The sequence below is a fragment of the Nonomuraea sp. NPDC049504 genome, from assembly GCF_040676845.1.
GTDB classification, from domain to species: domain Bacteria; phylum Actinomycetota; class Actinomycetes; order Streptosporangiales; family Streptosporangiaceae; genus Nonomuraea; species Nonomuraea salmonea.
Genome location: NZ_JBFAPT010000028.1, coordinates 17,310 through 35,319 on the forward strand (window position 1 = coordinate 17,310; position 18,010 = coordinate 35,319).

20 protein-coding genes are annotated in these 18,010 nt (G+C 71.2%); 8 read left to right on the forward strand and 12 right to left on the reverse strand.

The features are described 5' to 3' along the window. Nucleotides 1-129 precede the first annotated feature (129 nt). Together AB0K28_RS40100 and AB0K28_RS40105 are read left to right on the forward strand one after the other, a co-directional pair. The gene (locus AB0K28_RS40100; RefSeq protein WP_364380670.1) at nt 130-585 is read left to right on the forward strand and encodes a helix-turn-helix domain-containing protein; all 456 of its coding nucleotides are present in this window, start codon (nt 130-132) and stop codon (nt 583-585) included. Between the two features lie 5 nt (nt 586-590). Beyond that, the gene (locus AB0K28_RS40105) at nt 591-1,256 is read left to right on the forward strand and encodes a nitroreductase (RefSeq protein WP_364380673.1); all 666 of its coding nucleotides are present in this window, start codon (nt 591-593) and stop codon (nt 1,254-1,256) included. Nucleotide 1,257: 1 nt separating this feature from the next. Here AB0K28_RS40105 and AB0K28_RS40110 read toward each other — a convergent pair whose 3' ends face one another. Continuing rightward, on the reverse strand, nt 1,258-1,620 hold the full coding sequence (locus AB0K28_RS40110; RefSeq protein WP_364380676.1) for a MerR family transcriptional regulator: 363 nt from the start codon (nt 1,618-1,620) through the stop codon (nt 1,258-1,260). A 67-nt stretch (nt 1,621-1,687) separates the two neighbouring features. Between AB0K28_RS40110 and AB0K28_RS40115 the strand changes: the two genes are divergently transcribed. Both AB0K28_RS40115 and AB0K28_RS40120 read left to right on the forward strand, forming a co-directional pair. Continuing rightward, on the forward strand, nt 1,688-2,332 hold the full coding sequence (locus tag AB0K28_RS40115) for an SDR family NAD(P)-dependent oxidoreductase (RefSeq protein WP_364380679.1): 645 nt from the start codon (nt 1,688-1,690) through the stop codon (nt 2,330-2,332). A gap of 161 nt (nt 2,333-2,493) precedes the next feature. Next, nucleotides 2,494-3,903 (forward strand): glycoside hydrolase family 6 protein, encoded by a 1,410-nt coding sequence (locus AB0K28_RS40120; RefSeq protein WP_364380682.1) that lies wholly within the window; start codon nt 2,494-2,496, stop codon nt 3,901-3,903. Here the strand turns inward: AB0K28_RS40120 and AB0K28_RS40125 are convergent. From AB0K28_RS40125 to AB0K28_RS40140, 4 genes are all read right to left on the reverse strand, one after another. Next, nucleotides 3,898-4,533 (reverse strand): hypothetical protein, encoded by a 636-nt coding sequence (locus AB0K28_RS40125; protein ID WP_364380685.1) that lies wholly within the window; start codon nt 4,531-4,533, stop codon nt 3,898-3,900. The genes AB0K28_RS40120 and AB0K28_RS40125 overlap by 6 nt on opposite strands. 631 nt (nt 4,534-5,164) lie before the next feature. Further along, nucleotides 5,165-5,767 carry a TIGR03086 family metal-binding protein gene (locus tag AB0K28_RS40130; RefSeq protein ID WP_345408890.1) on the reverse strand — a complete coding sequence of 201 codons (603 nt, stop codon included), beginning with the start codon at nt 5,765-5,767 and terminating at the stop codon, nt 5,165-5,167. Nucleotides 5,768-5,838: 71 nt separating this feature from the next. Further along, nucleotides 5,839-6,807 carry an RNA polymerase subunit sigma-70 gene (locus tag AB0K28_RS40135; protein ID WP_364380688.1) on the reverse strand — a complete coding sequence of 323 codons (969 nt, stop codon included), beginning with the start codon at nt 6,805-6,807 and terminating at the stop codon, nt 5,839-5,841. 83 nt (nt 6,808-6,890) lie between these two features. After that, on the reverse strand, nt 6,891-8,204 hold the full coding sequence (locus AB0K28_RS40140; protein ID WP_364380691.1) for a hemolysin family protein: 1,314 nt from the start codon (nt 8,202-8,204) through the stop codon (nt 6,891-6,893). Nucleotides 8,205-8,618: 414 nt separating this feature from the next. Between AB0K28_RS40140 and AB0K28_RS40145 the strand changes: the two genes are divergently transcribed. Continuing rightward, nucleotides 8,619-8,891, forward strand: a complete 273-nt coding sequence (locus tag AB0K28_RS40145; protein WP_364380694.1) for a GlsB/YeaQ/YmgE family stress response membrane protein — start codon at nt 8,619-8,621, stop codon at nt 8,889-8,891. A gap of 48 nt (nt 8,892-8,939) precedes the next feature. Here the strand turns inward: AB0K28_RS40145 and AB0K28_RS40150 are convergent, their stop codons facing one another. Beyond that, entirely contained in the window at nt 8,940-9,602 is a 663-nt protein-coding gene (locus AB0K28_RS40150) for an SAM-dependent methyltransferase (RefSeq protein WP_364380697.1), read from the reverse strand. Between the two features lie 138 nt (nt 9,603-9,740). Between AB0K28_RS40150 and AB0K28_RS40155 the strand changes: the two genes are divergently transcribed. Both AB0K28_RS40155 and AB0K28_RS40160 read left to right on the forward strand, forming a co-directional pair. Beyond that, on the forward strand, nt 9,741-10,331 hold the full coding sequence (locus AB0K28_RS40155; protein WP_345408900.1) for a TetR family transcriptional regulator: 591 nt from the start codon (nt 9,741-9,743) through the stop codon (nt 10,329-10,331). A gap of 16 nt (nt 10,332-10,347) precedes the next feature. After that, a complete protein-coding gene (locus tag AB0K28_RS40160) occupies nt 10,348-11,283 on the forward strand; it encodes an NADP-dependent oxidoreductase (protein WP_364380700.1) in 936 nt (311 codons plus the stop codon). Nucleotides 11,284-11,512: 229 nt separating this feature from the next. Here the strand turns inward: AB0K28_RS40160 and AB0K28_RS40165 are convergent, their stop codons facing one another. Continuing rightward, on the reverse strand, nt 11,513-12,133 hold the full coding sequence (locus AB0K28_RS40165) for a hypothetical protein (protein WP_364380703.1): 621 nt from the start codon (nt 12,131-12,133) through the stop codon (nt 11,513-11,515). A 213-nt stretch (nt 12,134-12,346) separates the two neighbouring features. Here AB0K28_RS40165 and AB0K28_RS40170 point away from each other — a divergent pair, with 213 nt between their 5' ends. After that, on the forward strand, nt 12,347-12,805 hold the full coding sequence (locus AB0K28_RS40170; RefSeq protein ID WP_364380705.1) for a hypothetical protein: 459 nt from the start codon (nt 12,347-12,349) through the stop codon (nt 12,803-12,805). Here the strand turns inward: AB0K28_RS40170 and AB0K28_RS40175 are convergent. From AB0K28_RS40175 to AB0K28_RS40195, 5 genes are all read right to left on the reverse strand, one after another. Continuing rightward, nucleotides 12,774-14,063 carry an MATE family efflux transporter gene (locus tag AB0K28_RS40175; RefSeq protein ID WP_364380708.1) on the reverse strand — a complete coding sequence of 430 codons (1,290 nt, stop codon included), beginning with the start codon at nt 14,061-14,063 and terminating at the stop codon, nt 12,774-12,776. The genes AB0K28_RS40170 and AB0K28_RS40175 overlap by 32 nt on opposite strands. 101 nt (nt 14,064-14,164) lie before the next feature. Beyond that, nucleotides 14,165-14,545 (reverse strand): Rid family detoxifying hydrolase, encoded by a 381-nt coding sequence (locus AB0K28_RS40180; protein ID WP_364380711.1) that lies wholly within the window; start codon nt 14,543-14,545, stop codon nt 14,165-14,167. Beyond that, nucleotides 14,542-16,023 (reverse strand): carboxylesterase family protein, encoded by a 1,482-nt coding sequence (locus AB0K28_RS40185; RefSeq protein ID WP_364380714.1) that lies wholly within the window; start codon nt 16,021-16,023, stop codon nt 14,542-14,544. The genes AB0K28_RS40180 and AB0K28_RS40185 overlap by 4 nt, the downstream gene beginning before the upstream one ends. Nucleotides 16,024-16,034: 11 nt before the next feature. Beyond that, nucleotides 16,035-16,979 (reverse strand): MBL fold metallo-hydrolase, encoded by a 945-nt coding sequence (locus AB0K28_RS40190; RefSeq protein ID WP_364380717.1) that lies wholly within the window; start codon nt 16,977-16,979, stop codon nt 16,035-16,037. 34 nt (nt 16,980-17,013) lie between these two features. Then, nucleotides 17,014-17,967 (reverse strand): FUSC family protein, encoded by a 954-nt coding sequence (locus AB0K28_RS40195; RefSeq protein WP_345408910.1) that lies wholly within the window; start codon nt 17,965-17,967, stop codon nt 17,014-17,016. Nucleotides 17,968-18,010: the final 43 nt, after the last annotated feature.

Consider the following 18,010-nt stretch of genomic DNA (forward strand, 5'->3'; position numbering starts at 1 on the left):
TGGCAGGCGTGGACCTCGTACCGCATCATCCCGGCCCGCACGTAGGCCACCCGCCACATGCCCTCGTACTGGACTTCGACCCTAGCAGCTCAAGTTTCCTTAGGGAACTCCGAAAGCTAGACTGCCGCCATGCAGCGAACCCGCTTCAGCGAGATGGCGTGCTCCATCGCCCGCACCATGGACGTGATCGGCGAGCCCTGGTCGCCCCTGATCCTGCGCGACGTGTGGGCAGGGGTGCGCCGCTTCGACCACATCCAGGCCGACCTCGGCATCTCCCGCAAAGTCCTCACCGAACGCCTCCACCACCTGGTCGAGCAGGGCGTCCTCGAACGCCGCCCCTACGACGCCCGCCCCCGCTACGAGTACCACCTCACCGACAAGGGCGCCGACCTCGTCGCGATGCTCATGGTGATGGCGCGCTGGGGCGACCGCTGGCTCGCCGGTGAGGCAGGACCACCCGTCCTCTACCGCCACCACGCCTGCGGGCAGATCGCCCACGTCGAGCCGGCATGCAGCCACTGCGGCCAGCCGATGCACGCCGGCGACGTCGACCTCCTGCCGGGCCCCGGCTCGGCAGCCGGGTGAGCGCCGTGGACGTGTACGAGGCCGTGGACAGCCGCCGGGCCGTGCGGGCGTTCAGCGATGAGCCCGTACCCGCAGACGTGCTCGAACGCGTGCTAACCGCCGCGACGCGGGCCCCGTCGAGCGGGAACCTCCAGCCGTGGCGTCTGTACGTCGTGACCGGCGAGCCCCTGGCCGAGCTGAAGAAGCGGGCGACGGCCAGGGCACTGGCGGGAGACCCGGGCGACGAGCGGGACTATCCGATGTACCCGGCGGAGCTGACCTCGCCGTACCGTGACCGCTTCGCCGCCGCTGCCGCCCAGCGGTATCAGGCGCTGGGCATCGAGCGTGACGACCCCGACCGGCCCATGAAGATCGCCGCCTTGAACTCCGAGGCGTTCGGAGCGCCGGTCGTGCTGTTCTGCTACCTCGACCGGGCGATGGGGCCGGGGCAGTGGGCGGACGCGGGGATGTACCTCCAGACGATCATGCTGTTACTGCGGGCGGAAGGACTGCACAGCTGCCCTCAGGTGATGTGGACGATGTACCGCGAAACGGTCGGCCGCATCGTCGGAGCGGATGACACGCTCGCGCTCCTGTGCGGTGTGTCGGTGGGGTTCGAGCGGGAAGGCGTGCCGCCGCTGCGCACCGATCGTGCGGACATGTCGGAGACGGTGACCTTCGTCGGAGCGTGACTCAGGGTTCGCGCAGTGCCGCGTCGAGGAGGGAGTCCAAGGCGTTCTGCGAGGTCTGGAGCTGTTCGATGGTCGTGGCGATGCGGGTGCGTTCGCGGCGCAGGTCGTCGATGAAGGTCGGGCAGTGGGACGGCGTGATGAGCCCGTCGGATCCCTGGATGCAATCCAGGACGCGGGCGATGACGGCGGTGGGAAGTCCGGCGGCGAGCAGGGCGCGAATGTGGCGGACGGCGGCGACGTCCGACTCGCGGTACTCGCGGTAGCCGTTGCCCAGCCTGACCGGCCTGAGCAGGCCCTGCTCCTCGTAGTAGCGCAGCAGCCGCCTGTTGACCCCGGTCCTGCCGGCCAGGTCCCCGATCCGCATGCCTTGACCTTCACATCGATGTGAGCCCTTACCGTCCTGAGTATCGCCGAAGCAAGGAGGAGATCAGATGGCGGGGGTTGTGATCATCGGGGCGGGTCCCGGGATCGGGCAGGCGGTGGCGCGCAGGTTCGCCAGGGAGGGGATGCCGGTCGGGCTGATCGCCCGCAGCGACCACACGTTGCGGAGCGCGGCCGACGCGGTCGCCGGCGAGGTGGTGACGTGCCGGGCCGACAGCACCGACCAGGCCGGGCTGAACGCCGCGCTCGACGAGGTGGCGCGGGCGCACGGCGTCCCCGATGCGCTGGTCTACAACGCCGCGATCATCCAGGCGGACGCGCCGGGTGAGCTGTCCGTACGCGGCCACATGGACGCCTGGGCGGTGAACGTCGTCGGCGCCCTCAACGCCGCCGCCCACGTGGCGCCCGCCATGGCGGCACGCGGCCACGGCACGATCCTCATCACCGGCGGCATGCCCGAGCCCAAACCGCAGTACGTGAGCCTCTCCCTGGGCAAGGCCGGCGTCCGCACCCTGGTCACGCTGCTCGACCAGGAGTACGGCCCGGCCGGCGTCCACGTCGCGAGCGTCACCGTGGCGGGCCCGGTCGCCCCTGGCACCGACTTCGACCCCGACGACATCGCCGAGCACTACTGGCGCCTGCACACGCAACCTCGCGGCCAGTGGACCCACGAGGCCCTGCACGCGGCGCCGTAAAACCGGAAACCGCTCCTGCGCGCCACGGACGCTTCCCATGCCGTGCGCGACAGGTCCCTGATCTGCGTACGTAAGCGACTTTTCCCGAGATGTCATCAAATTTCGTGATCTTTGTGATATTCACGACGCGAGATCCAGCACTCCCAGAAGGGAAGCACTACGTGCGACTGATCACTCACGCGATCGCGCTGGCCATGGCCCTGACGGCGTTATGCGCGGCCCCCTCCACGGCCGCCACCACGGCCGCCACCACGGCCGCCGCCCCCGAGCTCATCGTCAACGGCACCTTCACCAGCGGCACCGCACCCTGGTGGAGCTCGGCCAACACCACGATGGGCACCGACGACGGCAGGCTCCGGGTCGGCGTGACCGGCGGCACCGCCAACCCGTGGGACGCGATGGTGGCCCAGAACGACATCCCGCTGGCCCAGGGCAAGGCGTACACGCTGTCCTTCACCGCCTCGGCCGGCAGCGCCGTGAGCGCCGTCGCCACCGTGCAGCTCGGCGACGCCCCGTACACCAACACCCTCACCGCGCCGATCTCCCTCACCACCAGCGGCAAGCGCTTCAGCCTTCCCTTCACCTCGTCCCTGAGCACGACCGCCGGCCAGGTCACCTTCCAGCTCGGTGGCGGCGCCGCCCACACCTTCTTCCTCGACGACGTCTCCCTGACCGAGAGCGGCCAGTCCTCCGGCGGGCCGCTCGACCTGACGAACGGCTTCTACGTCGATCCCGAGTCCAACCCGGCCACGTGGGTACGCGACAACCCCGGCGACTCCCGCGCCTCGCGCATCCAGTCGGCGATCGCGTCCAAGCCGATGGCCTTCTGGGTCGGCGGCTGGTTCGGCGACGTCAGCGCCACCGTGTCTTCCCACGTCGCCGCGGCCGACGCCGCCGACAGGCTGCCGGTCCTGGTGGCGTACAACATCCCCGGCCGCGACGCCTGCGGCGGCCACTCGGGTGGTGGCGCCGGGAGCGAGAGCGCGTACCGGGCGTGGATCTCCGCCTTCGCCTCCGCCATCGGCGACCGTCCCGCCGTCGTCGTCATCGAGCCCGACTCCCTGGGCGACTTCGCCTGCATGGACGACGAGGACATCGCGGCGCGCAACCGCATGCTGACGTACGCGACCGAGCAGTTCCGCGACCACGCGCCCAACACGTGGGCCTACCTCGACGCGGGCAACGCAGGCTGGGTCGCCGCCGGCACCATGGCCCAGCGACTGCAGAACGCGGGCGTGGGCAACATCCGCGGCTTCGCCGTCAACGTCTCGAACTACTACACGACCGCGCAGTCGGCGGCGTACGCGTCGGACGTCAACGCCGCCCTGGGCGGCGGCGCAAAGTGGGTGATCGACACCAGCCGCAACGGCAAGGGCTCCAACGGCGAGTGGTGCAACCCCGCCGGCCGCCGGCTCGGCACGCCCGCGCGGGTCGGCGGCGACGCCGGCACGGAACTGCTGCTGTGGGTGAAGGTCCCCGGCGACTCGGACGGCAACTGCGGCATCGCGCCCGGCACGCCGGCCGGGACGTTCAGTCCTGAGCTGGCCATCCGCCTCATCGACGGCTCATAGCCGGAAGGGGTCCGCCTGCCAGGCGTAGTGGCGGGGCAGGCGGACCCCGCTCAGGGGGACCACGCGATCCGGCGCGCCCAGCCACTTCCGGCATTCGCCGGACGGCGGCTGATCCAGGACGAGCGTGCTGTAACCCTCTCTCCGCAGCTCGAAGCAGAGCGCCTCGCCCAGCCGGGCGAGCTGCCGGGGGCGACGGAGCCTGGCCATGCGGAGATAGCGCAGCTCACAGGCGTCAGGAGCGGGATGCCCGAGCACGGCGCCGACGACACCGATCAGCTCACTGTGATGATCCAGCCCGAGGACCACCAGGAGGCGCCGCTCCCCCGCCCCTGCGTCCTGGAAGATCTCCCTCCGCAGCTCGTCCACGCTGCGCGCGCCGGTCAGCGCGGTCACCAGCGGTTCGTCGTACGGCTCGTAGTCGCGGACGCGGTCCGCCTCTCCCAGCCGCAGGTCCAGGTACGCGTCGTGCGTGCAGGGCATCATGAACCCGTGCCGGCGCGTGCAGCCTGGGTCCCAGTGGTAGGCGTAGTGGATGAGCGAGGCGGCCAGGTCGGGGTGCGCACTCGCCCAGACGTCGTCGAAGGCATAGGTGTGCTCGTAGACGGTGCCCTTCCGCAGGACGATCTGCACCAGGTGCTCTCCGACGTGAATGACGGGAGCACGCCGGGGAGCACGTACGTCTCGTCCCAGCCCAGAGTGTCGTGCCGCGCGTTCAGGCTCGTGAAGAGCAGGTAGGTGGCACCGGTGTCCCCGGCAGGCGCGAGCTCCACGCAGGGAAAGGGCGGGACGAACGGCGCCGGCCCGGGAGCGGCGGCATCGGGCAGCGGCCACGATGGGTGGAGCGGGTAGGCCCACCGCTGCGGCTGCTCGGCGACGCGCGCGTCATCGACGAAGGAGAACGCCTCCTCCAGGTGGATGCCCATGCTCCTGATCCGGACGCTGTGGTCGTCGATGTGCAGCTCGTTGTCGGCGTATAACCGCATCCGGATCCGCCGACGCAGCTCGACCATGTCCTCGGGAGGCCCGTCGCCGCATTCCCGCAGCAGTTCCAGCTCGTAGGGCGCGGCCATCAGGTCGGCGTGCGCCCGCTCGAGTCCGTCCGGCTCCCACAACCCCTGAAACCATTCGAGCACCGTACGGCCGGGAACATGCCGGACGCGCTTGCCCAGCGGTCCGGCTTCCCAGTTGCGATGGATGAAGTACATCAGGGCTCCCGAGGAGATGGCGTCGTGGCGGCTGCCGCCGTGGATGGTGCGTTGTCCTAAGCCTGCCGTCCGAGGTGGGCCAGCAGGCGGGTGAGCAGCGGGGCCGTCGGGGGGACAGGGATCGCCGGGGCGAACTGGCCGGTGCGGCGCCGGGTGTCGCCGATGCCGGTTTCGGCGTGCTGCCAGACCATCCGCACCACGGTGTCGTCGGCGTGGTACGGCAGGTGGGCGCCCGTGGCGATGTCCCAGCCGTGGATCAGCGACTCCTGGAGGCTGATCGAGGCCAAGACGGCGCCGGGCACGGTGGTGCCCATGAAGGCGATGGGGCGCTCCAGGATGCCGGGGGTGGTGAAGGCCGCCACCGACCGGTCAGCAATCGCGCGGAAGGCGGCGGCGGGGTCGGCGCCGAGGTGGTCGGTGTCGGCCTGGCGCTGTTCGTCGAGTTCGGCCGGATCCGGTTGCTCTCCCTCGGCGAAGCGGGCGAGCAGGAGGAGGGCGCCGGCCAGGTGGTCGGCGGTCTGGCGCACGGTCCATTTCTCGCACCCGCCGGCGGCCTCCCACTGCTGCGGGCTGATCTGCTCCAGCACCCGGGCGACCTCAGAGTGGCTGCGCCTGAGCAGGCCGACGTGATCGGACGGGGCGGTGGTACGCGGTTCCATGGTGTCTTCTTCCGGTGCGGGTCGCGGAAGCGCGACCGTTCGCCCTGACAGATCCGGCGCGAGGCGCCGACTCATCGGTCGCGACGGATTCTCCGCTCCATGGGCAGCCCGAACCTACGGAACAGCTCCTGATCAGGGAACCCGACGATCTCCGCCACCCCTTGGGCGGTCAGGGACAGGACCATGATCCCGAAGCCGCGGCAGGCTCCGGCGTCGTCGGGAAGATAGGCCGCCAGCGCGGGCTGGCCGTTCGCGGCGACCTCGACCAGCTCGATGAGGTCCAGCCGCCCACCGGCCGGTCGCGTGGCGAAGAACTCCACCACCGCCGCCCGGCCGGCGAACTCGGCCGCTTCCGGCGGCATGCGCAGGATCACGTCATCGCGCAGGAGCGCGGCCAGGCCGTCGATGTCGCGCAGCTCCCAGGCGCGGACGAACCGCCGCAGCAGTCGCCGCTCGTAGTCGATCAGCGGCCGCGGCGGCCGGGTGTCATGAGCGCGCAGGGCCGCGCGGCCACGTTGCAGCGAGCTGTTGACCGCCGGGACGCTGAGGCCGAGCAGCTCGGCGACCTCGGCGGCGCTCCAGCTCAGCACCTCACGCAGGATGACCACGGCCCGCTGGGCGGGCGGCAGCAGTTGCAGCGCCGCGATGAACGCCAGCGCCACCGCCTCGCGCCGCTCGGCGATCAGGGCCGGGTCGAGCAGGGAGTCAGGACAGGGCTGCAGGTAGGTGATGTCGGCATGGACGGCCGGCAGCCGCTCGCGCCGCTCGGCGGCTCGCAGGCAGGCCATGGTGGCGATCCTGTGCAGCCAGTGGTGCAGCGGTGCCCGGCCCTCGTAGCCGGCCAGCCCGCGCCAGGCCCGCAGCAGCGTCTCCTGCGTCGCGTCGTCGGCCTGGTCGATCGAGCCGAGCATGCGGTAACAGTGCAGGTGCAGGGCACGCCGGTGCGGCGCGACCAAGGCGTCGAAGGCCGCGCGATCGCCGCCGCGGGCGGCGGCCAGCAGGTGCGCCTGACCGGCGCCGGTGTCCTCGACCGTGCTCACGGTCGCGAGCCTAGCGAGCGGGTCCGACACGGAAGCGATGAGTACGCCGCCGCCCGGGTCTTCCGCGCAGGGTTCGCGATCCGCTAGACGGTCTCCTCGGAGAGGCCGAGGCTCCCGGTCTCCGTGGTGGGGGCGGGAGACAGCCGGACGCGGACGATGGCGAGGCCCTCGACGGCGAGGACCTGCAGGCGCCAGCCGCCGGTGACGACGCTCTCCCCCGGAGCCGTGGGCACGTGGGCGAGCAGGGTCAGGACGAGGCCGGCGACGGTGGTGTAGTCGCCCTCCGGGCGTTCCTCCAGGTGCACGTCGATGTCGGGCAGGTCGTGCACGGGGAAGGCGCCGGGCACCACCACGCTGCCGTCGCTCTCGCGGACGGCTTCGAGGACGTCCCTGTCGGTCTCGTCGTAGATCTCGCCGACCACCTCCTCCAGGAGGTCTTCGAGCGTGACGATGCCGTCGATCGAGCCGCGCTCGTCCACGACGAGGGCGAACTGCTGGCGTTCGGTCTTGAAGCGGCGCAGTGCCTCGGCCACCGGCAGGCTGTCGGGCAGCAGGAGCGGCGGCTTGGCCGCGTCGGCGGCGGTGACGGCGTTCTCGTCGGTGAGCAGGTCGCGCAGGTTCACGATGCCGGTGACGTCGTCGAAGCCGCGGGCGCCCACGACGGGAGCGCGGGAGTGGCCGGAGCCGGCCAGCAGGCGGCGGGCCTGTTCGACGGGGGTGCCGGCGTCGAGGGTGAAGACCTGGCGGCGGGAGACGAGCACCTCGCGCAGCACGCGTTCGCTGATCTCGACGGCACCGGAGATGATCAGGCGCTGTTCGGGGGTGAAGCCGCGGTGGGTGGCGACCAGGTCGCGGATCTCTTCTGGGCTGATCTCCTCGCGGTGCCGGCGCGGGTCGGCGCCCATCAGCCGTACGGCGAGGTCGGTGGACTTGCCCAGCGCCCACACCACCGGCCTGGACACGGTGGAGATCGCGCTGAGCGGCCGGGCCGCCAGCATGGCCCAGCTCTCGGCGCGCTGCATGGCCACCCGCTTGGGCGCCAGCTCGCCGAAGACCAGGGTGAGGAACGTCAGCACGATCGTCACCAGCACGATGGCCACCGGGCCCGCCGCGTCGCCGAGGAAGCCCAGCAGCGGCACCAGCGGCTCCGACAGCGTGACCGCCGCCGTGGCGGAGGCGAGGAAGCCGGACAGGGTGATGACGAGCTGGATCGTGGCCATGAACCGGTTGGGGTCCCGAGCCAGCCGGACGAGGATCCGCCCGCCCTGGCCGCGCTGCTCCAGCCGGCGCAGCTGGCCATCGCGCAGCGAGATCAGCGCCAGCTCGCTACCGGCGAAGATCGCGTTGACGATGATCAGTACCACGACCAGGCCCAGTTGAACCCAATAGCCGTCCACGGCAGACATACTCCTCGACATGAGAACCCGGCGGCGCGCCGGTGATGGGGGAAGCCGGCGAGCCGACGCTGCGGGGCCGGCGTGTGAGGCTGCGGGACGTCTCGTTCACGGCGATCGGGACGACGGCGTCTGGGCACGTCCCGCCTGCCGGATGGGCGCATGGGTGACGGGACGCCGGGCGGTGGCCCGGCCTGTTCCTGCACTCTTCCACTGAAGAGCCGTCACTCCATTCGTTCATGATCCGTTCACACAGCTATGTGCATGAACGCGACATAGCTTAACAAAGTTCCCCATAGCCACCGGTGAGAGCCGTGCTCGTTTGCGGGCGTACACCATCGGGAAGCAACGCAATGCCGACGTGTCTCTGCGACCTGCCGCATCAATGTCAAGCAACCACCAGAAGGGCGGCGCAGCATGGAAGTCACCGGTATCATTTCGGCGCTCATCATCGGCCTGGTCATCGGCGTCATCGGGCGCCTGGTGGTGCCCGGGCGCCAGAACATCCCGATCTGGCTCACCATCGTGATCGGCATCGTCGCCGCCCTCATCGGCACGGCCATCGCCGCCGCGGTCGGCGTCGCCGACACCCGGGGGATCGACTGGATCGAGCTGGTCATCCAGGTCGTGCTGGCCGGGGTGGGCGTGGCGCTCGCCGCCGCCCTCTACGGCAAGCGCGGCACCACGTAGAAGACGAGCCGGGCCAGGCTCAAGGGCAAGGGCCTGGCCCGACGATCGTCATCTCGCCACGGGCGCGGCCTGGAGGACGGTCACGGAGAACGGCCGGTGGGTCTCGATCTCGACGTGGTGCAGAATCGGCGTCATGCCGCTGATGTAGGTGTAGAGGCGTTCGGCCTCTGGCCAGGGGTGGACGAGGGTCAGCAGGCCGCCGGGGGCGACGAGCTCGGTCAGCCGGGCCGAGGCGAGGCGCAGGCGTTCGCCGCGGCCCAGGTAGTAGAGGGTCTCCGCGCAGAAGACGAGGTCGAAGGCGCCGGGCGGGGTGTAGGAGATCAGGTCGGCGCAGGTGAACGTCAGGCGTTCGCGGGCGGGACGTGCGCGGGCCCGGTCGAGTGCGCGCTCGGAGACGTCCACGCCGGTGACCTCGGCGTCGGGATACCTCGTGGCCAGCATGTGCGTGAAGACGCCCTCGCTGCAGCCGACGTCGATGATGCGGTGATAGGGGCGGGCGGGCAGGAGACGTAACGTCGTGGCGTATTTGTGCTGCTCGTAGTCGTCGGTACGGAGCCGCCAGGGGTCGGGTGAGCGGTGCCACCAGTTGAAGTAGCGCCGCAGCAGCACCGCCTGTGATCGGGGCGGCAGCAGGGACACCGCCTTGAAGAGGGCTCGGTGGAGGAGGTCGGGAAGGGGCTGCCGGTCAGCCTCGGGCGGGCGCGGAAGCATGCTTCGAATCTAGGTGCGCGCCCGCTGATCGTCATGAGCCTCAGGTCGGAGTTGCGGTCTCGTACTCAGGAGGGAGGACCCCTGAGTATCAGGTTACAAGATTTGAAATCTGTCACCCATGGGCGTAGGTTGTGCCGCGTGGAGCAGAAGCGCACCCCGCTGGACGCGGACACGATCCTGGCGGCCACCGAGGAGATCCTGCGCCGCCACGGGCCGGACAAGGCGACGGTCGTGGACGTCGCCAGGGCGCTCGGGGTCAGCCACGCCGCCGTCTACAAGCACTTCGCCTCGAAGCAGGCGCTGCGCGAGGCCGTGACCCGGCGCTGGCTCGACCGCAACCGCGACACCCTCGCCGCCATCGCCGCCGACCAGGGGATGCCGCCGGCGCGCCGGCTGCGTACGTGGCTGCACGCCGTCCTGGCACTGAAGCAGACCAAGATCCGCGAGGACCCCGAGTTGTTCGCCGCGTACGGGAACCTCGCCGCCGCCCACAGCACCGTCGCCACCGACCACGTCGCCGACCTCCTGGGCCAGCTGACGGCCATCATCACCGACGGCGCCCGCGACGGCGGCTTCCGCACGAGCGACGCGGAGTCCACCGCCCGCGCGGTCCTCCACGCCACCGCCAAGTTCCACCACCTCGCCCATGCCGCCGAATGGCGGGAGCCCGGCATCGACACCGAGCTCGACGAGGTGTGCACCCTGCTACTCGAAGGCCTCCAGCCGTAAGGAGTGACGCATCGCCATGGTGTACGCAATCGGAGCCACCCAGCTGGGCGGACCTGACACGCTCGTCGAGTTCGACCTGCCGCCGCAGCCCCTCGGCCCCGGCCAGGTCAGGATCCAGGTGGCCAGCGCGGCGGTGAACCCGGCCGACGTCATGGCCCGGTCACTTCCGCGGCAGCACGGGGACGACTCGGTACGGGTGCCGGGCATGGACGTCGCCGGCACGATCACCGAGGTCGGCCCCGGCGTGGACCGGCCGCTGACGGCCGGGGACGCCGTCATGGGCATCGTGGTGCCCTCGGGCGAGCACGGCGGCTACCGGGCGGACCTGGTCCTGTCGGCACGGTCGGTGACGAAGATCCCGGCAGGGCTCTCGGACGCCGAGGCCGCCACCCTTCCCATGAACGGCCTCACCGCGCAGCACGCACTCGACACGCTGGCGCTCCCCGCCGGCGCGACGGTCGCCGTCACGGGCGCCGCCGGCATCCTCGGCGGGTACTTCGTCCAGCTCGCCAAGGAGGCCGGGCTGGTCGTCGTGGCCGACGCCGCCCCGCAGGACGAGGACTTCGTCCGCTCGTGCGGCGCCGACGAGGTGGTGCCGCGCGGGGACGCGTTCGTGACGGAGGTCCGCCGCCTCCACCCCGACGGCGTGGACGGGCTGCTCGACACCGCCGTCCTGGACGCCGCCGTGCTCCCGGCCGTCAAGGACGGCGGCACGCTGGTCACCGTACGCGGCTGGCCGGGCGACGGGACCGACCGCGTCCGCGTCGCCCCCGTCTTCGTCCTCAACTACGCCGAGGAGGCGGAGAAGCTGGACCGGCTCGCCGAAGTCGCCGGCCGGGGACGCCTCACCCTCCGCGTCGCCGCCCACCTGCCCGCCGCCCAGGCCGCCGAGGCCCACCGCGCACTCGAACGGCCCGGCGTCCGAGGCCGCTACGTCCTGACGTTCGCCTGACCCACGGCCACGTCTACCGGGGGTGTGCCGCGCGTATACCGCCGTTCAACCCGTCGATCTACCGGCACCGCAGCGTCAAGGTGAGCTACACCTGCTATGCCGGCCGGTGCAGGGTCACCAGCACCCTGTACGGCATGTGGATCAACGGAGTCGGCAAGCCGATGTGACCCGCCCTCCGCCCTCTCCCGCCCTCTCCCGCCGGTTCGAGCGGGAGAGGGCGGACGGTCGCTCAGGCGGTCGCCGGGGCGGGGGCCGGTTCTTCGTCGGGGGTGTGCCACAGGCGGGTCGCCATCCACGCGACCCCCACCGCCGCGACCACCAGGCCGGTCAGGTAGACCGGGAGCGGCACCGCGTTCCGTAACGAGCCGGGGATCATTCCCGCCGCGTACAGCACGACGCCGATCACCGGCAGCGTCCCCGAACGCAGGGCGGCCACGCTGAAGGTCAGGACGCCTGCGAGCAGGACGATCGCTGTGATCATGAAGGCTTGTCCCGTGCTTCCCGCCAGCAGGCCGGCCACCGCGCCGCCGCTGAGGTAGGGGAAGACGAAGTGCAGGATGTACTCGATGGCGAAGGCGCCGGCCAGGCCGGCGCTGTTGAGCACGTACCCGATCAGGCCCAGCGTGCCCGACGCCGGACGGATGAGCAGGTAGAGGCCGGTGATCGCGAGCAGCCCCGCCAGCGCCGCGAACGGTGCGACGGCGTGCGTGAACGCCGTCTCCGGCACGATCCCGCCCCGCCGGGCGCAGTTGACCACGAGCAACACGGCGCAGAGGAACCCCGCCACCGCGGTGACCCGGTAGATGCGCATTTCGTCGGCCTTTCTCTCGACGGCTGTGATGCTCGTCATGATGCGCGCCGCACCGGGCCGTGCGGAGAGGGCGGCGGAAGCCGTAAGCAGCCCGAAAGAGGTTGCCCGAAAGAGGTTGTCTGTCGTCCGGGGCCTACGTCATTCGGTGTAGCGGGAGCGTCATCCACGGGCGGACGTCGTACGGGGGCGGAGTCGCGACGATGGGCGGTGAGTGCTGAAACCCTGAGGTGAGGCGAGATCATGGCACCGCGCATGCGTAAGACCCTGTTGGTCGTCCACATCGTCGCTTCCGTGGCGCTGGTCGGTGAGGTGTGGGGGCTGGTGGCCCTGAACACGGCCGCCACCTTGACCGATGACCTCGCGCTGGCGCACATGGCGTACCGGTTGATGCCGGTCATGGTGTTCGCGGGCGGCATCCCGCTGAGCCTCATCGCCTTGGCCAGCGGCGTCACGCTCGGCCTCGGCACCCATTGGGGGCTGATCCGGTACTACTGGGTGGCGATCAAGCTGGGTCTGCTCGTGGCCGTCGTGTGCGTGGGCATGTTCCTGTTCGACCCTGAGGGCATGGCCGCCGCCACGGAGGGCGCCAGGCAGGCGGTGACGTCCAGTCAGTGGGCCCAGGTCTGGGTGCTGGGTGCCCAGGTCGTCATGCTGCTGGTCTCGACAGCGCTGTCGGTGTTCAAGCCTCGCTGGAGGCTCCGGTCGCGGTAGGTCGGACGGGTGCGACGGCTTCCTCTCTGGTCGCGATTTTCCGGATATGTCGGGTGGCGAGGAGGGGGACCGAGACGCCGATCAGGTTGCAGTACGCCACCGCGGTGTAGAAGCCGTCCGCGGTGCTCGTGGTCGTCGCGCCCACCGCGACGATCAAGGCGAAGTAGATCGCGTTGAGGATGATCGCGCGGAAGCCGCCGCCGGTCTCCTCCATGACGGTGAGCGAGGCGAGCACGGGGCCCTGGACGGCGTACGTGAGGGCCACGGCGCCCAGGTAGGCGCCCGCCTCCGCGGCCACCCCCGGGTCGCCGCCCAGCAGGTCGGCCAAGACGTCGTGGAGCGACGACACCAGCACGGCGATCACCACGTAGACCATGACGGTGACCTCGATGCCGCCGCGCATCGACGTACGGATGTGCCGCCATTCCCCGGCGCCGCGTCGCTGGTTGATGGTGATCGCCGTGGCGGTGCCCAGGGCCATGGCGGGCAGCAGCACGGCGTTCTGCAGGGCCGAGACGACGGTGAAGGCGGCGACGGCGTTCTGTCCGTAGGCGCCCAGGACGGCGATGACGGCGACGTTGTACGCGGAGATCACGAGGAAGGACAGGGCGATGGGCACGCCGATGCGGCGCAGGTCGGTGAGCACCTGGCCGCGCCAGATCCGTACGGCCCGCGGATGCCACAGCTCGGTGCGGCGCAGCAGGGCCAGGCCCATGGCCAGGCCGGTCACGGCTGCGGCGGCTTCGGCGACGGGCACCGCCGCGATGCCGAGGCCGGGTCCGAGGGCGGCGACGAGGGCCACCCGCACGCTCGCCGTGCAGACGACCAGGGCGGTGGCTCGGCGTACGTACCCGTAGCCGCGCAGGCTGGAGGCGCACAGTTCCTGGCCGAGGATCAGCAGACCGGCGGCGCTGGTCCAGCGGAGGAACGAGGTGAACGTGTCCCGCAGCCCGGCGTCCACGTGGAGGAGGCCGGGCAGGGAGGGCGCCGCGATCGTGAGGGCCAGGTAGAGGGCCGCGCCGAGCCCGAGCCATACCCGGGCCAGGCCGGCGGCGTTCGCCATGACGTCCTGAGGACGCCCGGCTCCCTTGGCGATCGCGGCGGCGACCTGGTTGCAGACGGCGAAGCCCACGCTCAGGGCGAGGACGATGAGGCTGACGGGCTGGTACAGAGAACGCACATAAATGGCCTCGCCGCCCATTCGCCCGAGAATGGCGACGATGCCGAGCTGGGACGCGAGATTGAGCGATCCGGCCACGAAGAGCGGAATGGCGAGGCCGGAAATTTCTCGCCATACCTCCTTTCTTGCCAACATTCGAACCCCCAGACGTTCATCGGCCTGTGGGACGGTAGCGACATTTATTGAGGAATGTCCAGCACGGCGAGGGCATCAATCTCGACGAGCAAGCCCGGAGGGAGCCGCACGCTGACGGTGGTGCGGGCGGGGAACGGGGCTTCGACGATCGACTCGTACGCCTCGTTCATCTCGGCCATGTGGGCGGGGTCGGTGAGGTGGACGCGGAGCATGACGACGTCCGCCCAGGTCGCGCCGCCCGCCTCCAGCACGGCGGCCACGTTGCGCAGGGCCTGGGCGGTCTGCTCGGCGACCGTGGCGCCGACGACCTCGCCCGTCTCCGGGTCGAGGGGAAGCTGGCCGGAGACCTGCAGGACGGGGCCCTTGCGGACGCCCTGCGACAGGGGTGCGGGCAGGGCGGGGGCGTTCTCGGTGGTGATGATCATGTCCAGATCTCGCGTTCTTCGGGGCGGGGGTCGTCGTGCTGGGTCCACTCGGTGTCGATGCGCATGGTCGCGCGGCGGCCGGTGTCGTACGGGGTCCAGCCGGGATCGCCGGTCCTGGCGAAGCGGATCCAGGTCTCGTGGACGCGGGTCGCGAGGTCGGCGGGGGCGTGGCCGGGGCCGAGGAGGGCGTTGGGACCGTTCAGCTCTGGCCGGTGCGCGAGGTCGAAGACGAAGGGCACCTCGACCGCGTGGGCGGCGCCGAGCTCCCCGTCCAGCGCCTTGGAGCGCCAGGCGAACTCGTACGCGTACGTACCGGAGCCCGGATGGGCCGCGTGCGCGGCGGCCAGCGCGCGGCTGCCCGCCCCGAACAGGGCGTCGCCCATGATGGCGGAGCGCAGCTCGGCATGCGACGCCCCGGGGCGGGACCTGCGGTAGGTCTCGACGAGGCGCTCGGGCGACGGGTGCGAGCGCGCCGCCGTCGCGTGGACGTCGGCGGCGGTCGAGGTCGCGTACGTGTCCACCGGCACCAGGTAGAGGTTGCCCTCCTCGGCGTTGGTGCCGACGAGCAGATCGACACCGGCGCCCGGCCCGGCGGCGACGGCCTCGGCGGGCTGCGTGTCCAGGACGAGGCTGAACGGGCTGAGCCCGATGAGCGGGTCGGTGCGGGTCTCGGTGCGCAGGTCGATGCCGGCGAGCTGGGAGGCGGCCTCGACCAGGCGTTCGTCGGGGATGCCGGCGAAGACGTCCACGTGGGGTTCGATGCCCAGGACGTCGGCCGCGGCCTTGGCGACGCGGGCGGCCTGCTCGGTGCTGAACGCGCCCAGGCCGCTGCCGCTCTGCACGATCGCCCGGCGGAACAGCCCGGCGGCCGAAGGGGCGGCGAGGACACCGCCGACGATGGTGGCGCCGGCCGACTGGCCGAAGAGGGTGACGTTGCCGGGGTCACCGCCGAAGGCGGCGATGTTCTGCCGGACCCAGCGCAGGGCGGCGACCACGTCGAGCAGGCCGCGGTTCGGGGGCGCGCCGGGGAGGTCGAGGAAGCCGGCGATGCCGAGCCGGTAGTTGAGCGTGACGAGGACGACGCCGTCGCGGGCGAACGCGGAGCCGTCGTACATCGGGGCTCGTGTGGACCCGGCGACGAACCCGCCGCCGTGCACGAACACCATCACCGGCAGCGCCTCTCCCCCGGCGGCGGGCGTGTTGACGGTGACGGTCAGATAGTCGTCCCCGCGGCTCCAACCGGCGCCGAAATAAGGGGACATGTCAACGTTTCCGAGTCGGCGTTCGGACTGCGGCGCGTTGGGGCCGGGCGTGGTGGCGTCGCGTACGCCGTCCCACGGCTCGTGCGGCCGCGGCGGCGCGAAGCGGCCGGCGCCTCGGGGCGGGGCGGCGTACGGGATGTTCATGAACGTGCGGGCGGCGCCCCGGAGCAGGCCGCGGACGGCTCCCTGCGCGGTGGTGACGACGAGGTTGCTCATGATGGTGCCTTTCAGACCTGCTCGGCGTACGGGGCCTCGGTGTACGGGGCCTCGGTGTACGGGGCGAAGGGCGCCCAGCCCTTGACGGCGAACTTGTCCCCCTCGCGGACCACCTCGGCGGCGCCATGGCCGCCCAGGTGGGCCGGGATGATCAGGGCGTTGGTGTCGGCCGCCCGGCCCAGCAACTCGCGGCGGGTGGCGACGGCCGCCGCGGGGTCCTCGCAGAAGCAGCTGTTGACGTCGGGCTCGTGGATCTGGAACGGGTTGTGCAGCAGGTCGCCGACGAACAGGGCCCGGTCGGAGCCGGACTCCAGGGTCAGCACCGACGAGCCGGGCGTGTGGCCGGGGGCGAGGTCGAGGCGCAGGTTGCGGTCGATGCGGTGGCTGCCGTCCCACAGCCGGGTCTGGCCCGCCTCGTGCACGGGGGCGACGCTGTCCTCGAACACGTTCTGGTTGCCCCGGCCGAGCCGCGCCTTGTGGTCGTTGGCCGGGTTCCAGAAGTCGAAGTCCGCCTTGGGCATCAGGTAGGTGGCGTTGGGGAACGTGGGCACCCAGGTCCGGCCGTCGAGGTAGGTGTTCCAGCCGACGTGGTCGATGTGCAGGTGGGTGTTGACGACGATGTCGACGTCCTCGGGACGGACTCCGGCGCGGGCGAGATTGTCGAGGAAGCTCGTGTTGAGGCGGTTCCAGACGGGCGCGTACGGGCGGTCCTTGTGGTTGCCGACGCCGGTGTCGACCAGGATGATCTTGCCCTCGCTGCGCAGCACCCAGGTCTGGATGGCCGAGTTGACGATGCGGGTCCGCGCGTCGAGGAAGTCCGGCGCCAGCCAGTCGCTGTGGGTCTGCCACGCCTCCTCTGAGCTTTCCGGGAAGAAGACCTCGGGTGTCATGTCGACGGGGCCGAAGTACTCCTGGACGCGGGTCAGGGTGACGTCGCCCAGGGTGATGGTGTCCATTGATGCGTCTCCAGTCCGGTGAATGTCGGGGGGCTCAGCCATCGTGCGGCGGCCGATCGTGGTCGCGGTATCCGTCACGTGACTGCAGTCGCGCGGCGAGGACGCCGCAGCAGGCGCCGAGCGCGGTCTCGTGGACGCGCAGGACGAGCACGTCCGCCGAGAACGTGTCGAGCAGCGCGAGCAGCATGCAGAGCATGCCGGTGATGAAGAACGTGACCGCCCAGTAGGCGTCCGGCGAGGTGAAGAACATGCCGAACATGCAGGCCAGCAGCAGGACGAGGAGCAGCGGGCCGTACGGCGCCGCGAGCGTGGCCAGGCCGTAACCGGCCGCCGCCCCGAGGACGGTGCCCACCAGCCGGCGCACGCTCTGCCGCAGGACCTCGCCGGTGCTCTCGGTGTTGATGAACACGACCCAGGTGGTCACGACGGCCCAGTACCAGTGGTCAGGGGACACCAGGTGGCCGCCGGCGATGGCCAGTGCGGAGGCGGCCGTCACCTGGAGGGCTTGCCGGCTCGCGGCGCGGGACGGCTCCGCCGGGTTCGGGACGCGTACGCCCGTGCACAGGACGGCGCAGAAGGCGACCACCACCGCCACGCTCAACTGCGGCACGTCGGCCGCGCGCGCCTCGGTGAACTGCGCGAGGAAGTAACCCATGAAGGCGAAGACGCCCGCGCCGTGCCCGATGGGGCCGTGAAGGCGGGCGTGCACGGCGGCGTAGATCAGTGGCAGGAACACCAGCGCGGCAGCGACCGGGTACGGCCCCGCCACGGCTCCGGCCGCCAGGGCGGCGAGGTAGAGCGGCGCTCCGAGCGCCAGGGTGCCGAGCCGGTCGACGGCCAGCGCGCTCGTCATCACGGTGAAGCCGCCGGCCAGCAGCGACGTGTCCGGCTGCCCCAGAGCGGTTAGGACGGTCAGTGTCGCGGCGGTGCCGAGGACGGCGCGCGTCGCGGCGCTCAGCCGAATTCGCGAATTGTTCGTCGTGCCCATTCCGGTGCTCCGATGGTTGCTTTTCAGCTCACCATCGTGGTTA